This is a genomic window from Thermoactinomyces vulgaris (assembly GCF_003688725.1).
Classification (GTDB): domain Bacteria; phylum Bacillota; class Bacilli; order Thermoactinomycetales; family Thermoactinomycetaceae; genus Thermoactinomyces; species Thermoactinomyces vulgaris.
This window is the reverse complement of record NZ_REFP01000008.1, coordinates 224,901-244,919: the sequence shown is the minus strand read 5'-3', so window position 1 is coordinate 244,919 and position 20,019 is coordinate 224,901. Positions and strand designations below refer to the sequence as shown.

Below are 20,019 nucleotides of genomic sequence, written 5' to 3'. Positions count from 1 at the left end.
TATAAAATATTATGATTCATCTTGCTGTGAAGGAGGACACCTGCCATGAATCATAACGGATACTTGTGTGAACATTGCGGGAAAGAGGAAGCCAAATATGAAGCGCGTTTTGTTTTGGAGGGAAAAAACATTTTGCTTTGCGAACGTTGTTTGAAACACTTTGATTCATCCCATTGCCCGCCGGTATTTCACACCGAAGCCGGTTGGGATTGGAAAACGCAAAAAAGGGCTTAATCCCCGCAGAATAAAAAGGGGCTTCCCGGGGAAAACGCCCTTTTTCCATTGGCCCTTTTTAAAAAATCCCCAACCGGCCGATCCGGTGAGCCGCCTCTTGCAGACGTTCTTCCGAGGTCAACAATCCGACCCGGACATACCGGTCTCCCTGCTGTCCAAAGCCCACGCCCGGAGCGACGACCACGTGCGCTTTTTCGATCAACAGATCGGAAAACGTCTCCGAATCATATCCTTCGGGGACCGGAAACCAGCAAAAGAAGGAGCCTTGCGGTGCTTCCACCTTCCAGCCGATTTCCCTCAAATGACGGATAAAGAGATCCCGCCTTCTTTCATACATCCCGACCAATTCACGCACACAGTCTTGCGGCCCCAAAAGCGCTTTGGCCGCCGCTTGTTGAATGCCGCCAAACAAGCTGCAATAAAAGTGATCCTGGATCAGGTTGATGGACCGGATCACTTCTTCATGCCCGACAGCAAAAGCGATTCTCCAGCCGGCCATGTTGTAAGTTTTGCTCATGGTGTAAATTTCGACGCCAACGTCTTTGGCCCCCGGCGTTTGCAAAAAACTGCGGGGTTTCTGCCCGTCAAAACCGATGGCGGAATAAGCAAAATCATGAACCACCAAAACATGATGCCGTTTGGCAAAACGCACGGTCTCTTCAAAAAACGCCGCATGGGCCAAAGCACCCGTCGGATTATTGGGATAATTGAGAAACATCAATTTTGCCCGGTCCGCACTTTCGCGGTCGATTTGCCCGTAATCCGGCAAAAACCCGTTTTCTTTCAAAAGGGGCATCATGTACATCCGGCCGCCGGCCAAGGCAATTCCCGACCAATAATCCGGATACCCCGGATCGGGAACCAATGCCACATCCCCCGGATTTAAATAACACTGCGAAATTTCAACCAATCCGGTTTTTCCCCCGAACAACACCGCCACTTCTTTCTCCGGATCCAGCCGGACCCCGTACTCGCGATCATAAAATTGGCTGACGGCTTCTTTTAAAAAAGAAAAACCGTGAAACGGCGGGTATTTATGGTACTTGGGATTTGAAGCCGCTTCTTGCAGTTCCTTGACAATATGGGGAGGTGTGGGTTGATCCGGGCTTCCCTGTCCCAGATTGATCACATCATGGCCTGCTTCCACCGCCCTCCCCACTTTTCGGACCAGTTTGGCAAAAAATTGCTCCGGCAATCGTTTTAAGGCATCAGCTTGTTCAAATCTCTCCATCCTGACCACATCCCGTCTATCCAAATATTCTTGAAAATATATTGAATTATGTTATATGTTAAAAGAAAATCTGTCAAAGGATCTGGAGGAAAACCATGCAAAAAACCGTTGCCTTGATTCAAATGGACATTGCCTACGGACGGCCGGAAGCCAACCGGAAAAAAGTGGAGGAAAAAGTCGCGCAGGCGATGGAACAACAACCGGATTTGATCATGCTTCCGGAACTTTGGGACACCGGATACGATTTGACAAGGCTGGATGAAATCGCGGATGACCACGGTCAAACCAACAAAGCCTTCTTGCGGGATCTCGCCCGAAAACATCAAGTGGCCATCATCGGCGGCTCCGTTTCCAACCGGGAGGAAACCGGTACGTATAATACATTGTATGCCTTCGATCCTGCCGGCAAGCAGACGGGGGAATACAAGAAAGTGCATTTATTCCGTCTGATGGAAGAAGAAAAATATCTGAAAGCCGGCGATCAGGAAGGGGTCTTCCCATGGGGCGACCTGTTGTGTGCGGCAGCCATTTGCTATGATATCCGCTTTCCGGAATGGATCCGGAAAATGGTGCTCCGCGGCGCCCATGTGTTGTTTGTGCCGGCCGAATGGCCCGGGCCGCGGCTTTCTCACTGGCGTCACCTTTTAATCAGCCGCGCGATTGAAAACCAATGTTATGTCGTCGCTTGCAACCGGACGGGAAAAGATCCGAACAATACATTCGCCGGCCATTCCATGGTGGTGGATCCGTGGGGAGAAGTGATTGCAGAAGCCGGAGAAGACGAAGAAATTCTTTTTGCTGATCTGGATTTGTCCTTGGTGCAAAAAGTCCGTTCCACCATTCCGGTCTTCACGGACCGCCGGCCGGAACTCTATGAATAAATAATATCCGCTGCTCCGCGAGTCTCTTTTTCAAAAAAAGGGACTCTTTTCATGAAATCCGCAAAAAGCGCCGGGTGTTTTCCCGCACTTGCCCGGCAACTTTTTCAAACGGCAATCCTTTCAACCGGGCCAGCTCTTTCAAAACCGCCCAAACCATCGGGGGTTCGGTTCGCTTGCCTGCAAATGGATGTTCAAAAGGCCAGGGACCGTCGGTTTCGGCCATGATCCGCTCCAGCGGATAACTCCGGGCCACTTGACGCGTTTTTTCATTGTAAAGGAGGTCTGGCGTAAAAGAAACATAATATCCGGACTTCTCCATCCGTTTTAACGTCTCCGGATCGGTTTTCAGCCAATGAAAATGAACACGGCGGATGGAAGTTTCCTCCAGCAAGTCGCAAATCAGCGGCACGTCTTCATGCACCCCGTGCAAAATCACCGGCTTGTCCCACTCATCCGCCCATTTCAACAGGGTTTGCAAGATGTGGAGATATGCCGGCTTGTCAAATGGCTTTCCTTCTTTTTTCCGCTCACGCTCCAGATAATAGGGAAGCCCCGCTTCACCGATGGCATCGATCTCCTCCCGGTGGGCATTCAGAAATGAAAACCACTTGTCACGGTCAAAACAAGGCGGCTGTTCCGGATGAAAACCGCAAGCGGCAAAAACCTTGCCCGGAAATCTTTTCTTCAGTTGCAACGTGCGCCGGCTGGACGGAAGATCCATCGACACCGCGATCACCCCTTCCAACCGTGCGTCGGATAAAAACCGCTCTATTTCCGAATCCTCGTATTTCTCCAAATGAATATGCGCATCCCAATACACTTTTGATTCCTCCGTAAACATAAAAAAAGAAACAGGCGGATCCGTTTTTTGATCCGCCTGTTGGCCAAACGTTTTTCCCCTCCCGCGACGGCCGGATTAAAAATCAAAGTTGTCCGGATCCGGACCATACCGGTGATTCTTGTTCAGTGCATCCAACTTGTCCATATCTTCCCGGCTCAACTCAAAGTCAAACACATCTGCGTTTTCTTGGATCCGATGCTCTTTGACTGATTTGGGAATGGTCACGACCCCGTGCTGCAAATCCCAGCGCAATACGATTTGGGCCGGGGTTTTTCCGTATTTTTCCGCCAACTCCTTGATCACATCCACCCGGACCACTTCGCCTTGCATCAGAGGACTCCATGCTTCCAATTGAATGTTTTCCTCATTGCAATAGGAAAGCAGTTCTTTCTGGGTCAAATAGGGATGAAACTCCACTTGGTTCACCATGGGTTTGACTTTGGCATCCGACAGTAAATCTTTCAAGTGGTGAACTTGGAAATTGCTGACCCCGATCGCTTTGACCAATCCGTCTTCGTAAAGTTTCTCCAAGGCTTTCCAGGTTTCTTTATATTTCCCTTTCACCGGCCAATGGATCAAATAAAGATCAATATATTCCAACCCCAGTTTCTTGCGGCTTTCTTCAAAAGCTTGAAGCGTCGACTCATAACCTTGGTCATCATTCCAAACTTTGGTGGTGATGAACAGGTCTTCTCTTGATACCCCGGATTCTTTGATGGCTTTTCCGACACCTTCCTCATTTTTGTAAACCGCTGCCGTGTCAATCAACCGATATCCGGTTTGAATTGCCGCTTTGACTGCGTTTTGCACTTCTTCACCGTCTTTGGCTTTCCAAACCCCCAGTCCCAACCGGGGCATTTCCACACCGTTTGCCAGTTTGACTGTGTCTGAAAGCTTTTTGGGGTTTGCCATAATATCCCTCCATCTTTTTTTCGATGCCTTCTCATTTTAGTCAATGCAAAATGATCATGCAAACGATCATATGAACGTTTAAAGCGAAAAAAAGACCCACCAGCCGGTGAGTCATCCCTCATTTTTACAAATGCATTGTATTATAAAGCATGATCCAAACGGAACCTGCCACCACAACCACCGCAATGAAAACGGCAAACCACATGTTGATAACCTGAAAGAATTTCACTCTTCCTTCGGTGAGGTGCATGAAGAAAATGAGCTGAATGATGAATTGCACGAAGGCCAGAGCAAAAATCACCGTGATTTTGACAGACTCGGAAAACGGCGCTTTGAGCGTCACACCGAGTGCGGCAAAGGTCAAAAGGAGTGACAACAGGAAACCGATAATATGCTGTTTGGGCGAAAGATCATGTTGTTTCATTGTCACATCACTCCCATCAAATAAACCGCCGTAAAGATAAAGATCCACACAACATCAAGGAAATGCCAGTAAAGACCGGTGATAAACGCTTTTCTCGCCGTCATGGGCGTAAAACCGCGGCGGGAAATCTGCAGCATGACCGCCAACACCCATACAATCCCCAAGGATACATGCAAACCGTGCGTCCCGAGCAAGGTGAAAAAGGCAGACAAAAATGCACTGGTTCCGATGGTTGCCCCTTCATTCACATATGCGATAAACTCATGAATCTCCATGTAGAGAAAGCCGAGACCCAGCAAAAGCGTGACACCCATCCATGCCATAAATCCCTTCTGCCGATCCTTTCTCATTTCCAACATGGCAAGCCCGCACGTAAAGCTGCTGGTCAAAAGAAGGAGCGTTTCCATCATAAATTCTTTGACTTCAAAAAGCTCCCGCGAGGACGGGCCGCCCGCCGTCTGATGATGATAAACCAAATACGCGGCAAACAACGTGGCAAACAAAACAACTTCCGCCCCCAGGAAGATCCAGAAGCCGAAAATTTTCATCCGGCCTTCCTTCGTTGAATATTCCAAAGGCATCTTCATTCCCTCCTTCTTCCTTTGATCAACCGGCCCTTAAATCTTTTTCAATTTCTTCCACCTGGATATAATGATCGGCGTCATAATCGTTGAACGTGCGCCACAGCATCGATCCGAAGATTCCCAACAAGCCGATGACCACCAAGAGATACCATTCAAAAACAAACCCGAATCCGGCAACAAACATGAACGCCGCAAAGATGACCGGCATTCCGGTGTTATTCGGCATATGAATCGGTTGAAGCGGCTCGTCGCTGTCTTTGCGGTTTTCTTTTTTCCGGTACCAGAAGTCATCCTGCTTCTTCACCACAGGAATGCGGGCAAAGTTGTAATGCGGAGCCGGTGACGGAATGGACCATTCCAACGTGCGTCCGTTCCACGGATCCCCGGTCGTATCCCGCTCGCCGTAACGCGCACTGTAATAGATGTTGTAAGCCAGGATGAGAAAACCGATTCCCATCACGAAAGCGCCCACGGTGCTGATAAAGTTGCCCGCCGTCCAACCCGCTTCGGCCGGATACGTGTAAATGCGCCGCGGCATCGCCTGGAAGCCCAGGATATATTGCGGGAAAAAGCAAAGATGAAACCCGATGAAGAAGGTCCAAAACGACCATTTCCCCAGCCGCTCGTCCAGCATATGCCCGAACATCTTCGGCCACCAGTAAGTGAGTCCCGCCATACATCCGAAGACCGTTCCGCCGATTAATGCATAGTGGAAGTGGCTGATCAAAAAGTACGTGTTGTGGAATTGGTAATCCGCCGCTGCTGCCGCCAGCATCACACCAGTGATCCCGGCGATCAGGAAGGTGGGAATAAATCCGGTTGCCCACAACATCGGCGTGGTGAATTCAATCCGTCCTTTGTGCATGGTAAACAGCCAGTTAAAGATTTTCACACCGGTCGGAATGGCAATCAGCATGGTGGTGACGGAAAAGACCGAGTTGATCCAAGGTCCGGAACCCATGGTGAAAAAGTGGTGAACCCACACGAGAAAACTCAAGCCCGTGATCAAAATCATCGACCAAACCATGGCGCCATATCCGAAGAGCCGTTTTCTGGCAAAAGTCGTAATCACATCCGAGAAAATCCCGAATGCGGGCAAAATCACCAGATACACTTCGGGATGTCCCCAAATCCAGAACAGGTTGGCCCACATCATCGGCATACCGCCGCCGTCAATGGTGAAGAAATGGGTGCCGAACAGCCTGTCCATGCTGAGCATCGCCAAAGCAACGGTTAAAACGGGAAACGCAAAGACAATGATGACAGATGCAATCATCGTCGACCAAGTAAACATCGGCATTTTCATCAGTTTCATTCCCGGTGCACGCATCTTGATGATCGTGACGATAAAGTTGATCCCGGTCATCAAGGTGCCGATCCCGGATATTTGAAGTCCCCACAGATAGTAGTTGATTCCGGGGCCTGCGCTTAAATCATTGCCTGCCAGCGGAGTGTAGTTGGTCCATCCGGCATCCGGAGACCCCCCGATGACAAAGGACAGGTTGAAGAGCATGGCTCCGGCAAAAAACAGCCAGAAGCTGACCGCATTCAACACGGGGAACGCAACGTCCCGCGCACCGATCTGAAGCGGAACGATGATATTCATCAAACCGATCAGAAACGGCATGGCCATAAAGATGATCATGATGGTTCCGTGCGTCGTAAAAATCTCGTTATAATGCTGGGCATTGAGAAAATTCATATCGGGCAGGGCCAATTGGGTCCGCATCAACAGTGCGTCTACCCCGCCCCGGAAAAACATCAACAACGCACAAATCAAATACATAATCCCGATTCTTTTATGATCCACCGTGGTTAACCATTCTTCCCACAGCCAACGCCACTTTTTAAAGTAGGTCAGCACAAACAGAATTCCCAATGTGACAAGAACAATGGATATCTCCGCAATGACAATCATCGGTTCATTGGTAATCAAAAACGGGTCCGGTATCTTAAACTTGAACAGATCCACTTCGTTAGCCCTCCTTTGCTCTAATGGTGGCTTCCATGGCTACCGTGATGATCAGTGCCTGCGGAGCCCTGATGATCCGATCCATGGGCATTTGTTTTTTCTTTTTCTTCCGGGAAAGAAGAGTAAGTTTTCTCCTCCACCAGTCCCGGTTCGAGCAACTGCTGATACTCCGTCTCCGTCATGGCCGGTGCAGATTTTTTCACGCTTTGCACCCATTGATCAAAGTCCGGAGCCTGAACGGATTCCACATCAAAGGTCATATGCGTAAATCCTTCACCGGAAAAATTGGCGCTTCTGCCCTGATACACGCCCGGCCGGTCCGCCTCCAGCCACAAAACCATCTCCATATCCGGCATCGTGTACTCTTGTCCGCCCAATTCAGGGATCCAGAAAGAGTTCATGGGCCCGACCGCATTCAATTCGAATTTGACCGGCACCCCGGCCGGAATCTTCAAGTGGTTGACAGTGGCAATCCCTTGTTCCGGATATTTGAAAATCCATTTCCAGTCAGCCGATGTCACCTGGATCACCATCGGTTCCTTGTGAGGACTCGGGGATGTTTCCAAGTCAAACGTGGCCTTCACCGTGGGGACGGCCAACAAGGCGACAATCACCACCGGGATCAAGGTCCAGACCACTTCAAGCTTGCGGCTTCCCTCAATATCCGGCGGCTCGTAACCTTCGTTTTCCGGCTTTGCTCTGTATTTCACAATCATGTAAACAAACAAGACGGAAACCGCGACGAAAATAATCATCATCAAAATCACAGACCACAAGATCAAGTCATACTGTTTTTGTGCCACGGGACCTTGCGGATTCAAAATGCCTGTTTTCATCGAACAGCCCGTCAACAGAAACAGGAACAATCCCGTCAGCGGCATCCATCGCAGCAGGCGCTTTTTATTCATTGCTGATACCCCATCCTTCCTTGCGTAAATAAACATCATCGCCTGAATACAATAGAAAGAATATTTTTACAAACAATGGATAAAAATAGTAAACTCTCACAATAATTGCTTACGGTTTTTACTAGAGACATTGTATAGAAAAAAATGTGCAATTGATCACATGAAATATGACATTTCCGTAAATCTTTTCTTGAAAATGCCAGGAAAATAATGGTTACTCATAAAATTTTTTGTTTTTCGGCCCGATTCCGCCGGTTATTGTTTATATTTTTATAAAAACTTCCCATCTTCGTTCTCCTTTCCTTTTTCCGTGCCGACCGCTACAATAGGGATAAATTGACGGAAGGAGCTGACACGAGGATGGACAAGAAAAAGCCGCTGCTTCAGATCTCCCTTCTGCTCATCCTGGCCGTCCTGACCGTTTATGCGATCTGGTCTTTCAGGAGTTCCCCCTCCAAATCCCAAAACCCGCAAAACATGACCGCCGAAGAATATATTGCGTCCCATGCGCTTCCCAAACAGTCCCAAGCGCCGGGATTTGAGCTGCCCGGCATTTTTCAAGAGACGGTCCGGTTTTCCGCGGACTCCGGTAAACCCGCGATCATTAATTTTTGGGCGACTTGGTGCGAAAACTGCAAACGGGAGATGCCGCTGTTGGAGAAGGTTTACCAATCCAAACAGGATCAAGTCCAAATCATCATGGTTCACACCACGCATCTGGACCGGAAAGAGGCGGCACAACAATACATAAAACAGCATGGCTACACCTTCCCGGCGGGTCTGGACACGGATGGCCGGGTTTCCGATCTTTATCGCGTGTCGGCCTTGCCCCAAACGTTTTTCATCGACAAAAACGGGCGCATCATCCACCACCAAATCGGCGAACTCACCCCAGCCGTGTTGGATCAACAACTTTCCAGGCTGATTGAACCGTAAAACACAAAAAAAGCGGGATCTCCGCGGTTGGGAGATTCCGCTTTTTCATTCGGCCTCAAAACCGAAATATACAAATAAGAAGATAAAAAATTAAGATTAGCAAATATTTTTATCTAATTCCCATAATTCATTGCATCAAACGGCTTCTATTTCTTATACTTGTACTAGATACCTGTGAATCATCGTTCACCAACCGCCCCCGACGGATCAACGGGTTCGTATTCAGAAGATCGGAGGAAGATCAAGGTGAAGCGTAAAATTGTTTTGAAGTTGGATAACAACGCCAAACAGATTTTGTTGCACGCTTTAAAGAAACATAAGACTTTGCGAAAGGTGGAATTGAAGCGAAACCCGGACAACAGCTGCCCTTCCCTTTATTTTGATGAAGCGAAAATTTTGGAAGATTTGGCGAATCAAGTGATCGAACAGTGGAATCAAGCATTGCCCAGCATCCCTTCCACCCCTCGCAAATAACCGGTTCAAGGCGATGTGTTACCGCATGGCACCGCCTGATTCAAAACATCCGTCCCGTCGTTTCGCTCCGGCAAAGGGAATCCGTTCAGGATTCCCTTTTCATTTCCCGTATTATTTTCCCGTGATCAGATAATGGTAGGGAAGACGCTTCATCAGCTTGGCCAATCCCAAGGAAAAAAGCGTCACGACGAACAACATGATGAAAAACTCCGTCCAGGAGGCAGCTGGGAACAGCTTGGAACTGACTTGGCTCCATAAGTTTAACAACATCGGATGAATCAAATACAGGCCAAACGAATATTTCCCCAACATATACATCCAGGAAAACTTCCATTTGCAAAACATCTGATACAGCAGCATCAGCGTGCAAATCGAATAAGCAAAAACCGAATAATTAAAGAAGCCGGTGTGTTTGCGGACGAATCCCTCGATCATCATCGCAACGGCCGAGGCCAGATAAAAGAGGACCGTCGCCGAAAAAGGGATTTTTTTGACATATTGGTATACCTGGTCGGCATGTTGGCCGATCCAACCGCCCAGACAAAAGTAGAATAACCAAACCGGAAAGTAATACATGGCATTTTGGTTATAGGACGCAAGCCACGGCAACTTGTCCACCACTTCCCACCAAGTCATGCTTCCGGCGATCACATTCACGAGCAGTGAGAAGGCAACCACCGTGATGCCTCCAAACTTGCGGAATGCCCAGATCAAAACGGGAAGCAACACATAAAATTGAACCATGACCACCAAGAAATACAAGTGATAATAGGCGCCTCCCGTAAAAATCGCCTCAATGCTTTTGATTCCCGGCCCGGGAGCGGTTTCCGGATGAACCATTTTTCCGTAAATCAGATAGATGACCGACCAGATCAGATAGGGAATCAGGATATACATGGTGCGCTTTTTAAAGAAGCTTTTGACCGGAAACGGTTCATTGTCATAGTACCGGTAGAACAAAAACAAGCCGGAGATCATAAAGAAAACCGGAACACAAAACCTGCCCAACTGATTGATCGCAAAAAACACGCCCCCGTCTGTCAATTGATGAAATGAACGCATGCTAAAAGCGGTTACATGAATCAAAATCACGGCCAAAATGGCGACGCCTTTCATGTAATCCGCTTCTTCAATTCTTTTTTTCATCCCGATCCTCCTCTTGCTGCAAAACATTTCCCCAATCCTTAAGACACAGCCAATGCACTGATAAACAAAAAAATGATCCCTAAAAGGGATCATTTCATCTTCATCTCCAGCATAACATATTTGCCCGCAACAATTAATAGTCAGAAAAATTTGTCCATAAGTTTTAAATATTCATCCAAGATCTCTTCCTCGCTTGGCAATCTTTTTCCCAATCATTAACCTTTGACGAACAGAAATATTTCCTTTAAAATTTTCAAAGATAATATTCGATGTTTTTTCTATAATTGTTCCAAAATTTTAACGACAAGCCTTTTTTTCTGCTGGATTTTTATTTTTTTCCAAAGTATTTCACCTAATCAATCAACCAGCCAGGCAATCAGGCAACATTCAAGGAGGGATCATCACATGGAAGCAGCAGTGGAAATTGAAGAAAACATAGCGGAATCGGCACCCACGAAAAAACATCCTCCCGGACTCAAACTGCTTTTTTTCACGGAGATGTGGGAACGATTCAGTTACTATGGATTGCGGAGTTTGTTGATCTTGTATTTAACCGCCAGTCTGGTCAGCGGCGGTTTGGGATTTGATCCTGCGACCGCATCGATGATTTACGGCTTTTACACCGGCGCTTGTTATTTCACACCGCTTGCCGGCGGCTGGCTGACCGACCATTTCATCGGAAAACGCCTGGCCATCACCATCGGGGGTGTCACCATGGCGCTCGGAAACCTGGTGCTGTTCATTAACCAGAGTCAGGCGGCGTTATATATCGGACTGGCGCTGATCATCCTGGGGAACGGTTTCTTTAAACCCAATATCTCCACCCTCTTGGGCGAACTTTACAGCGAACAAGACAAACGGCGCGATGCAGCGTTTACGATTTTTTACATGGGCATCAACCTGGGCGCCTTGTTTGCCCCGCTCATTTGCGGTTTTTTGGCCGAAGATTTCTTTAAAACCACCGTCAACGGAGTGGTGCAATACGGCTTTAAATACGCTTTTCTTGCCGCTGCCATCGGAATGATCGCGGGACAACTGGCTTTTAACCTGTTGGGAAAACGCTATTTGGGGGACATCGGGATGAAACCGGCCGGCAAGAAAACGGCCGCCAATCCCAAAGCCAACGAACCGTTGACCAAAAAGGAAAAACAACGGACACTGGCCATCATCCTCATCACTTGTTTTGTCGTCTTTTTCTGGGCCGGTTTTGAACAAGCAGGAAGCTCCATGACGCTTTACACCCGGGACTTTATCGACCGGACCCTCTTCGGATGGGAAATCCCCATTTCCTGGTTCCAATCGGTCAACCCGTTGTTTATCATTCTGCTGGCACCCTTGGTTTCCATGCTGTGGACCAAACTGGCCAACTCCAAGCGGGGAGATTTGCCCGTTCCCATCAAAATGGGGCTGGGAATGGTTCTTTTGGGCACAGGCTTTTTGATTCTGATGGCTGCCGTGCTTCAAACCGGCAGTGATGCGGAACATATCACGGTCAAAGCCAACCTGCTGTTTATTGTGTTCACTTATTTGTTCCATACCTTGGGAGAACTTTTCTTGTCTCCGATCGGGCTTTCCTTGGTCAGCCGCATTGCGCCGGTCAAACTGGCTTCGCTTCTCATGGGAGTCTGGTTGGCCAGCACCGGGGTGGCCAATATCTTGGGCGGCCAAATCGCTGCACTGACCACATCGTTCGGCTTCATGGAGATTTTCGCCATCATTGGAGGACTGGCCATCTTCTTCGGCCTCTTGTTGATTTCCATCAACCGCATCCTGGTGCGGATGATGGACTGACCGGAAAAAAGGGAGGGAACCAGGTTCCCTCCCTTTTTATCCGCCTTTTAAAATCATGACCGTTAAAATCGAACCGGCAATCACCAACAGAACCGGGGCGCGAAAAACCGCCAACAGGGCGGCGACCAGACCGCCGATCAGTCCGGTGGAAGGATTTTCGGCATCCACGCTTAAGATCCCGGGAAAAATCAAAGCGCCCAGTGCAGCATAAGGAATGAAGCCCAACCAGTCATTCACCCGTTTGGGAAAAGTGAAGCGCCCGATAATGAGGACCGGCAACCATCTCGGGATCAAAGTCACCACTGCCATGCCGAGGATGATCAAGAATTCATTCATCAGTCTCCCTCCGTTTCAGAACCAAACCTGCCAGGCTTCCCAATACGGTTGCCAGCACAATCGACCAGCCGCTGCTTGTAAATTGGCTGAAAAGGTAACAAAGAAGCATGGAAAGAACGCTGATCAACCCGATTCTCCAGTTCTTCCGCACGGATGGCACCAACAGCCCGATGAACATGGCATACAAAGCAATGGACATGCTTTCCCCGATGACCGGCGGAATAAAATCCCCGAGGAGCGCGCCCGACAAGGTGCCAAAAATCCACGATCCGTAAGCGGTGAGCATCAAACCCGCCAAAAACCCGGGACCGGCTTTTTCTTTATGAAAAGAAGCCACACTGAACGTTTCATCCGTGATCCACGAAGACAAAACCCACTTCCATTGATTCGGGACGGATTTTATTCCGTTCATCAGAGATAAACTCATGATAAAATGCCTGAAATTTAAAATAAAGGTCGCCAAGATAATCTCCATTGCCCCCACTCCGCCTGCCAACATCGACACGGCCATGAATTGGCTGGCTCCGGCATAAACCATGACACTCATCAGCACCGTGTGATAAAGAGAAAGACCGGATTGGGTGGAAATCAGGCCGAAAGCAACCGCCACCGGGAGATAACCGATGACGATGGGAACGGACTTTAAGACTCCCTCCGCAAAACCCTGTTTAATCCCCCGCCATGCTTCATGCCCCTGCTGATTGATCATCTGCTTGTCCAATCCTTTCAAGCTGATTCCACAAAAGTTTTATTTATTAGTATATTATAAGTTGATATAAAAAGACAGGAAACCGATTTGGAGCCAAAGCATCATGTTGTGCGGACCGCCGCGCCCGACCGGACGGTTGATCGGCTGCATCAAAATCTTTTTGGTCTTGCGATAAATCTCACAAACCCATCGGCCTTTCCATGATAGAATAAAATGTTCACCATCACTCAAAGAAAGGAGAAGCATTCTTGAACCGGATCATGCTGTTTCTTCATCTCTTGGGAGCCGTCGGCATGGGCTTCTATTTGTTATTGCCCTTCTTCTTGCGCAAAACGTGGTTACAAAACCGGGGGGTTCTGCAAGTTTATTACTGGATGAACTTCACCGTCCAATGGATTTTGGTCGCTCAATTCGTCACGGGCCTCATCATGTATCTTCAAGGAAATTATCCGGTATTGTGGATCATCCTTGTGGCGGTTGTATTTACCGGTGTGGGCGCATTTGGCGGGATGTTCGGATATTATTGCCGGAAAGCTCCCCCGTCCTTTGAAGAGGACCGGACCGGCTGGCTGAAAAAAGTGCGCTTTCATGCCATCCTGACCTCGATTTGCATGTATCTGATCCTTGTGTTGATGAAATTCCCATATGGTTGGTAAGAAAACAGCCTCCTTTGCTCCGGGCTTAAACCCGGGACAAAGGAGGCTTTCTTCATCGTCCGGATCCACTGGCTTCTTCCGGCATCACCGGACGATCCAAGTGATATAAACGGCGGTAACGTGGCAAACAGGCAAGCAGTTCTTCATGCGGACCGATCATTTCAATCCTTCCGTTTTCAATAAAGACCACCTCATCCATTTTTTCCACTCCCGTCAAATGGTGTGTAATCCAGATCAGGGTTTTTCCGGCGGCAACCTGAAAAATCGTCGCAAGCAAATCCCGTTCCGTCCGGGGATCCAGTCCCACCGTCGGCTCATCCAAAACCATCACGGGCGTGTTTTGCAGCAATATCCGGGCCAATGCAATCCGTTGCCGTTCCCCGCCAGAAAATCGCTCTCCCGTTTCCATCATCGGGGTGTCATACCCCAGGGGCAGGGATTCGATCAGTGCATCCAGTCGGACTTGCCGGGCCACCCGGCGGACTTCTTCATCGGTCGCATCCGGTTTGCCCAGCCGGATATTATTGGCTACGGTGGTGTCAAACAAATGCGGCCGCTGGTTTAACACGGAAATCACTTTTGAAATTTCCCCGCCGAACCGGACGGCATCCACCCCGTTGATGGTCACCTGTCCGCGTTCGGGAGCCAACATGCCCCGGATCAGTTTGATGAGGGTCGACTTTCCGGCTCCGCTCCGTCCGATCAATGCCACTTTCTTCCCGTGGGGAATATCCAGGGAAATGTTGTCCATGCTCCATTCATCAGCACCTTCATACCGATGGGACACCTTTTTCAACCGGATATCCGCTTTTTGTTTCGCCTTTTGCAACTCTTCTTCCGCAACTTCCGGTTCGGATGGCGGAACGAAACCCGATCTGCCGAAACGATGTATCCTGTTCAGCGAATGGCGGTATTGCGGAATTTTTTCCACGGCTTCGGACACCGGAAGAAACACATCCGTCAACGGAAAGACAATCAACGTAAACGCGGCAATCATGGGGGCGGCAAGTTGGCCGTTTTGTGCGTGGCCACCGGCCCAGGAAACCATGAAGATCACCAGGACTCCGAGCATGACTTGTCCGACCAGCGTTCTCCACTGCTTCCAGCGCTTTAACCTTCTCTCCTCAACAGCCAACCGGTCTTCATCCGCCTCATGCGACGCAATCAATTCTGCCGACCGCCCGCTGATCACCCAATCCGAAAGCCCCATGACCGCATCCGTCCACTCCCGGTACAAACGGTTCCGGTTTTTCCTCATGCGGCGCTGCCTCACCTGTGTCACCCAAAGCGAGACAAGCGGCAAAAGAACCACCAGGAAAAACAGATACAAAGCCATCCAAAGGGCAAACGAAAGGTCAAACGTTCCCAAAGCCGCAACGGCCAACCCGTAAATCACCAGCGCGGTCACCGCCGGGAAAATCGTCCTCACATACACATCCTGCAATTGTTCGATGTCATCGGCAAGCGTCCCCAACATATCCCCTGTCCGGTAACGGGAGCGAAGGAAAAGTGCCTGCGGTTCCAAGATCCGGTACAGACGGACACGCATCTTGGCCAGAATGCGCAACACCATATCATGGCTGATCAACCGCTCCGCATAATGGAGCACCGCACGCCCGATCCCAAACGTCCGAACCAGAACGATCGGCACATAAACCATGAGAATGTTTTCCGGACGAAGCGCCGATTTGGAAATCAAAAAACCGGAAGTAAACATCAGGGCCGCCGCACAACCGGCCGTCAAAATCCCCAATCCAATGACCAGCAAAAACCGCAGACGGTGAGACCGGAGATAAGCGAAAATCCATTGTTCCTTTTTCATGCCAACCCTTCCCTTTGCGCTTGAAACAACTGATAATACAAGCTTTTTTGCGCCAGCAGCTCCTCATGGGTTCCGGTTTCAACCACTTTCCCCTTGTCCAGCACCAACACCACATCCATGTGCGGCATCCAGTGCAGCCGGTGCGTGGCCAGGAAGACGAGTTTGTTTTCAAACAAACGAAGCATCGTTTCTTTCAGTTCATACTCGGTCTCCACGTCCAAATGTGCCGTCGGTTCATCCAACAGCACAACGGGGCGGTCGTTTAAAAAAGCCCGGGCCAATGCCACCCGCTGTTCCTGGCCGCCGCTTAACGATCTGCCGCCGTTTCCGACGATTTGATCCAATCCGCCGGGCAATGTTTGAATCAGTTTCGTGAGGCCGGCGGACGCTGCCGCTTTTTCCACTTCTTCCCGGGTGGCGTCCGGCTTGTAAAACCGGATGTTGTCTTCCAAAGAGGCACTGAACAAATACGGATGTTGCGGGATGTACGTCGTTTGCCCGCGCCATCTTTCTTCCATCAAAGACGAGAGCTTTATTCCGTTGATGCAAACCGAACCGGACTCCGGCCGCTTAAAGCCGGCCAGCACATCGATCAATGTCGATTTGCCGGCTCCGCTCTCCCCGACGATCCCCACCTTTTGAAATCCTCGGATCTCAAACGACACCTTTTCCAAAGAAGCCGATCCTTTTTCTTCATGGCGAACCACAAGCGAAGTGAGCGACAAGAAGCTGTCTTTGTCCCAGACAAACGAAGCGGGAAGCTTGGCAGTGACGGGTTCTTCTTTTTGTCCGATGATCCCGAAAATCGCTTCCCCTGCTTCTTTTCCGTCCAATGTGGCGTGGTAATCCGCTCCCACCATCCGGACCGGCAAGAAATACTCCGGCGCCAACATCAGAATGGCCAGTGCCGTCGCCAGCGACATGTGTCCTTTGATCAGTTCAAGTCCCAGATGCACCGCCACCGAGGCCACGGAAAGCATGGTGAAAAACTCCAACGCAAACGAGGACAAAAAAGCAACGCGCAAGGTGCGCATGGTCGCTTCCCGGTACCGGTTGCTCACCCTTTCCATCGTGTGGCCGTGTGCCCGGCTCCGCCCGAGGAATTTCAACGTTTCCAGTCCGCGCAGCGAATCGACAAAATGATTGGATAAAACCCGAAACGAGGCCATCTGTTTTTCCGTATGCTTTTGCGCCGCCATACCGACAAGAATCAAAAACACGATTAAAACGGGCAGGGTCACCGTTAAAATCAGACCGGAGGTCACATCCAGCGTATACACATAAACCAACAGGAGGGCCGGTGTCACGGCGACGGAAATCATGCGGGGGAAAAACAGTTCCAAATACGTGCGAAATTGCGTGACACCTTCCAACACCAGCGTCACCAAGTTACCCGTCCCTTCCCGTTTGGCAAAGCGCGGCCCGTTTTGCACCAGCTTTTTCAGGAGTTGTTTTCTCACCCCGGCTCCCGTCCGCTCCGCAAAACGGGAGGCCGATTGATCCATCAGAAACTGCATCCCGTGGCGCAGAAGGAAAAACACCAAAAACAGTCCCATTAAAACAGCTTGCTCAGCCGGCGGCTCCCCGGCAAACAAAGCCGAAACCACACCGGAGAGCCACTTCGCCGCCATGATGATCGCGACACTTTGAATGACTGTCATGATGAAAAGCTTCAAGAGGAAGCCCTTCACCCCTTGAAGCTTCAACCAATTGCGGTTCATCAATATTCCAAGTGCTCCTTTTCAGACAATCTTTTGCGGAAAATGTAGTAGTTCCAAATTTGGTATCCCAACACAAAAGGCAACAGCGTCAAAGCCACGATCGTCATCACTTTCAGCGAATACGGTCCGGAAGCCGCATTATAAACCGTCAGGTTATAGGCACTGTCAATGGAACTGATCATCACGCGGGGGAACATGCCCGTAAAGACCGAGGCAATCGCGAGGGTGATCACCGTGCCCATCATGCCGAAAGCCCAGCCGTCTTTTTTCTTTGAAATCATCGCTCCGGCCACCAGGAAAGCCGCCGTCCCCAACAGGAACGTCACGGTCAAAATGTCCCCGCGCACGTTAAACAAATCGGTTTTTAAGCAGGTCATGCCCCCAAACGCCACCAGCAACATGGCCAGCGGAACCAACAGGCGTTTGGCCAGTTTCCGCGCCCGGTCCCGCAAATCCCCCGTCGTCTTCAGCGTGGCGAACAGGAGACCGTGCACAAGGCATAAAACGGTAACCGTCACGCCGCCGGTCACGGTGTACAAGTTAACCATGTCAAACAGCCCGGCATTCAGTTCCATCTGATGATCCACGGGCAACCCTTGGATCAAACCAGCAAACAAAACCCCGAACAAAAACGGAGGCAACAAACTTCCCCAAAAAATCACTTCATCCCAGGTTTTTTTCCACTTTTCGCTGTTCACTTTCCCGCGGAATTCAAAGGAAACGCCCCGGCCGATCAAAGCCAGCAGGACGATCACCAGCGGCAAATAATATCCGCTGAACAGCGTGGCATACCAGTGCGGAAATGCGGCAAACATCGCACCGCCGGCAGTCAGGAGCCACACCTCATTCGCATCCCAGAACGGGCCGATGGCATTGATCAAAACCCTCCGCTCCCCGTCCGTTCTGGCCAGAAACTTCGTCGACATCCCGATCCCAAAGTCAAATCCCTCCAAAAAGAAGAACCCGACAAAGAGCACGGCCACCAACACAAACCACAATTCATTGAGATACAGCATGGCGTTGTCCCCCCATTTCAAACGGGTCTTCCGACTGGGCTTCCTCTTCAACGGCTGCATGCGGCCCTTTTTTAATGACCCGGACAAACAAGTAAGCCATCACAATCGCCAGGATCGTGTAAATCGCCGTGAAAGCGATGAGCGAAAACAGTACTTCCCCTGCCGTCACACCCGGCGAAACACTGTCTGCGGTAGTCATGTGCCCGAAAACCGTCCACGGCTGGCGGCCGATCTCGGTCATGATCCATCCCGAAGCATTGGCGATATGCGGAAGAGAAATGGCGAAGACCATGATGCGGTAAAACCACGGTTTCACATCCGGCAGTTTTTTGCGCAAGGCCTGGTAAGTTCCGTACATTCCCAACAGGATCATCGCCACGCCGGCCCCAACCATGATCCGGAAGCTCCAGAACGTGGTTCTTACCGGCGGAATATAATCTCCCGCTCCATATGTCTGCTCATATTTTTGTTGCAGTTCCTTCATGCCCTCCACCGATCCGGAAAACTTGCTGTAGGTCAAATAGCTGAGCATGTACGGAATTTTAATTTCATATTTATTCTCCATCGTTTCCGGATTGATGACGGCAAAAACCGTCCACGGCGCAGGATCCTCACTGGTCTCCCATAACCCTTCACTGGCCGCCATTTTCATGGGCTGGGTATGCATCAGGTACTGCGCTTGCTGATGTCCGAATATTGCCACCAGGAAAGATGAGATGAGTGCAACGACAATTCCGATGTGGAAAGATTTTTTAAAGAATGGGACATCTTGTTTTTTAAGCAGCTTGTAAGCACTGACCCCGGTCACCAAAAACGCCCCGGTCGCCAACGCCCCGAGCACCGTGTGCGGGAACTCCACCCACAATTGCCCGTTTGTAATGAGGGCGAGAAAATCGTTCATTTCCGCGCGGCCTTGATTGATGGTAAATCCGACCGGATGTTGCATGAACGAATTGGCCGCCAAAATCCAAAACGCCGACAGTGTCGTCCCGATAAACACCAGCCAGATGCAAGCCAAATGCAATTTTTTGGACAACCGGTCCCAACCAAAAATCCAAAGCCCGATAAACGTCGACTCCATAAAGAAAGCCAACAACGCTTCAATGGCAAGTGGCGCACCAAACACATCCCCGACAAACCGGGAGTAATCCGACCAGTTCATCCCAAACTGAAACTCTTGGATGATCCCGGTCACCACACCGACGGCAAAGTTGATCAAAAACAGCTTTCCCCAAAACTTTGCCATGTTTTTGTACTCTTCTTTGCCTTTGACAACGTACATCGTCTCCATCACAGCAATCAAAAACACCAAGCCAATGGACAAAGGCACAAAGATAAAGTGATAAATCGTCGTCACGGCAAATTGAATTCGTGACAAAGTGAGCAAATCCATTTGCTTCTCTCCACCTTTCCCGCCAATTTGCC

Annotated in this window: 20 protein-coding genes; 6 read left to right on the top strand and 14 right to left on the bottom strand. The window is 49.8% G+C overall.

Annotated features, from left to right (window positions below):
* Positions 1-45: 45 nt before the first annotated feature.
* A complete protein-coding gene (locus ATH33_RS05575) occupies positions 46-234 on the top strand; it encodes a hypothetical protein (RefSeq protein ID WP_037994609.1) in 189 nt (62 codons plus the stop codon).
* A gap of 58 nt (positions 235-292) precedes the next feature.
* On the opposite strand, the gene ATH33_RS05570 is transcribed toward ATH33_RS05575, so the two are convergent.
* Positions 293-1,465, bottom strand: a complete 1,173-nt coding sequence (locus ATH33_RS05570; protein WP_037994612.1) for a pyridoxal phosphate-dependent aminotransferase — start codon at positions 1,463-1,465, stop codon at positions 293-295.
* Between the two features lie 95 nt (positions 1,466-1,560).
* Between ATH33_RS05570 and ATH33_RS05565 the strand changes: the two genes are divergently transcribed.
* Complete coding sequence (locus tag ATH33_RS05565; protein ID WP_121874196.1) at positions 1,561-2,346, top strand: carbon-nitrogen family hydrolase; 786 nt, start codon at positions 1,561-1,563, stop codon at positions 2,344-2,346.
* 49 nt (positions 2,347-2,395) lie between these two features.
* On the opposite strand, the gene ATH33_RS05560 is transcribed toward ATH33_RS05565, so the two are convergent.
* From ATH33_RS05560 to qoxA, 6 genes are all read right to left on the bottom strand, one after another.
* Complete coding sequence (locus tag ATH33_RS05560) at positions 2,396-3,166, bottom strand: TatD family hydrolase (RefSeq protein WP_049720365.1); 771 nt, start codon at positions 3,164-3,166, stop codon at positions 2,396-2,398.
* A 96-nt stretch (positions 3,167-3,262) separates the two neighbouring features.
* The gene (locus ATH33_RS05555; RefSeq protein WP_037994617.1) at positions 3,263-4,099 is read right to left on the bottom strand and encodes an aldo/keto reductase; all 837 of its coding nucleotides are present in this window, start codon (positions 4,097-4,099) and stop codon (positions 3,263-3,265) included.
* A 124-nt stretch (positions 4,100-4,223) separates the two neighbouring features.
* Positions 4,224-4,523, bottom strand: a complete 300-nt coding sequence (gene qoxD / locus ATH33_RS05550; protein ID WP_049720366.1) for a cytochrome aa3 quinol oxidase subunit IV — start codon at positions 4,521-4,523, stop codon at positions 4,224-4,226.
* 2 nt (positions 4,524-4,525) lie between these two features.
* Complete coding sequence (gene qoxC / locus ATH33_RS05545; RefSeq protein ID WP_037994620.1) at positions 4,526-5,110, bottom strand: cytochrome aa3 quinol oxidase subunit III; 585 nt, start codon at positions 5,108-5,110, stop codon at positions 4,526-4,528.
* A 19-nt stretch (positions 5,111-5,129) separates the two neighbouring features.
* Entirely contained in the window at positions 5,130-7,073 is a 1,944-nt protein-coding gene (qoxB, locus tag ATH33_RS05540) for a cytochrome aa3 quinol oxidase subunit I (protein WP_037994723.1), read from the bottom strand.
* Positions 7,074-7,099: 26 nt separating this feature from the next.
* Positions 7,100-7,987 carry a cytochrome aa3 quinol oxidase subunit II gene (gene qoxA / locus ATH33_RS05535; protein ID WP_242062472.1) on the bottom strand — a complete coding sequence of 296 codons (888 nt, stop codon included), beginning with the start codon at positions 7,985-7,987 and terminating at the stop codon, positions 7,100-7,102.
* Between the two features lie 360 nt (positions 7,988-8,347).
* On the opposite strand from qoxA, the gene ATH33_RS05530 reads away from it, so the two are divergent.
* Both ATH33_RS05530 and ATH33_RS05525 read left to right on the top strand, forming a co-directional pair.
* On the top strand, positions 8,348-8,923 hold the full coding sequence (locus ATH33_RS05530) for a TlpA family protein disulfide reductase (RefSeq protein WP_052186670.1): 576 nt from the start codon (positions 8,348-8,350) through the stop codon (positions 8,921-8,923).
* A 246-nt stretch (positions 8,924-9,169) separates the two neighbouring features.
* A complete protein-coding gene (locus tag ATH33_RS05525; RefSeq protein ID WP_037994623.1) occupies positions 9,170-9,397 on the top strand; it encodes a hypothetical protein in 228 nt (75 codons plus the stop codon).
* A 111-nt stretch (positions 9,398-9,508) separates the two neighbouring features.
* Here ATH33_RS05525 and ATH33_RS05520 read toward each other — a convergent pair whose 3' ends face one another.
* Entirely contained in the window at positions 9,509-10,543 is a 1,035-nt protein-coding gene (locus ATH33_RS05520) for an acyltransferase (RefSeq protein ID WP_037994624.1), read from the bottom strand.
* A 405-nt stretch (positions 10,544-10,948) separates the two neighbouring features.
* Here ATH33_RS05520 and ATH33_RS05515 point away from each other — a divergent pair, with 405 nt between their 5' ends.
* Positions 10,949-12,334 (top strand): peptide MFS transporter, encoded by a 1,386-nt coding sequence (locus ATH33_RS05515; RefSeq protein ID WP_037994627.1) that lies wholly within the window; start codon positions 10,949-10,951, stop codon positions 12,332-12,334.
* A 36-nt stretch (positions 12,335-12,370) separates the two neighbouring features.
* On the opposite strand, the gene ATH33_RS05510 is transcribed toward ATH33_RS05515, so the two are convergent.
* Together ATH33_RS05510 and ATH33_RS05505 are read right to left on the bottom strand one after the other, a co-directional pair.
* A complete protein-coding gene (locus ATH33_RS05510) occupies positions 12,371-12,670 on the bottom strand; it encodes an AzlD domain-containing protein (protein WP_037994628.1) in 300 nt (99 codons plus the stop codon).
* The gene (locus ATH33_RS05505) at positions 12,663-13,379 is read right to left on the bottom strand and encodes an AzlC family ABC transporter permease (protein ID WP_049720369.1); all 717 of its coding nucleotides are present in this window, start codon (positions 13,377-13,379) and stop codon (positions 12,663-12,665) included. The genes ATH33_RS05510 and ATH33_RS05505 overlap by 8 nt, the downstream gene beginning before the upstream one ends.
* 248 nt (positions 13,380-13,627) lie before the next feature.
* On the opposite strand from ATH33_RS05505, the gene ATH33_RS05495 reads away from it, so the two are divergent.
* Complete coding sequence (locus ATH33_RS05495; protein WP_049720370.1) at positions 13,628-14,035, top strand: hypothetical protein; 408 nt, start codon at positions 13,628-13,630, stop codon at positions 14,033-14,035.
* 52 nt (positions 14,036-14,087) lie between these two features.
* Here the strand turns inward: ATH33_RS05495 and cydC are convergent, their stop codons facing one another.
* From cydC to ATH33_RS05475, 4 genes are read right to left on the bottom strand one after another with little or no spacing between them, the layout of a single operon-like run.
* Positions 14,088-15,857, bottom strand: a complete 1,770-nt coding sequence (gene cydC, locus ATH33_RS05490; protein ID WP_037994634.1) for a thiol reductant ABC exporter subunit CydC — start codon at positions 15,855-15,857, stop codon at positions 14,088-14,090.
* Positions 15,854-17,578, bottom strand: a complete 1,725-nt coding sequence (gene cydD / locus ATH33_RS05485; RefSeq protein WP_037994730.1) for a thiol reductant ABC exporter subunit CydD — start codon at positions 17,576-17,578, stop codon at positions 15,854-15,856. The genes cydC and cydD overlap by 4 nt, the downstream gene beginning before the upstream one ends.
* Positions 17,578-18,594: a cytochrome d ubiquinol oxidase subunit II gene (gene cydB, locus ATH33_RS05480; RefSeq protein WP_037994635.1), complete on the bottom strand. Its 1,017-nt coding sequence runs from the start codon at positions 18,592-18,594 to the stop codon at positions 17,578-17,580. Before cydB ends, cydD begins: the two co-directional genes overlap by 1 nt.
* Positions 18,578-19,987: a cytochrome ubiquinol oxidase subunit I gene (locus ATH33_RS05475; protein WP_037994637.1), complete on the bottom strand. Its 1,410-nt coding sequence runs from the start codon at positions 19,985-19,987 to the stop codon at positions 18,578-18,580. Before ATH33_RS05475 ends, cydB begins: the two co-directional genes overlap by 17 nt.
* Between the last annotated feature and the right edge of the window lie 32 nt (positions 19,988-20,019).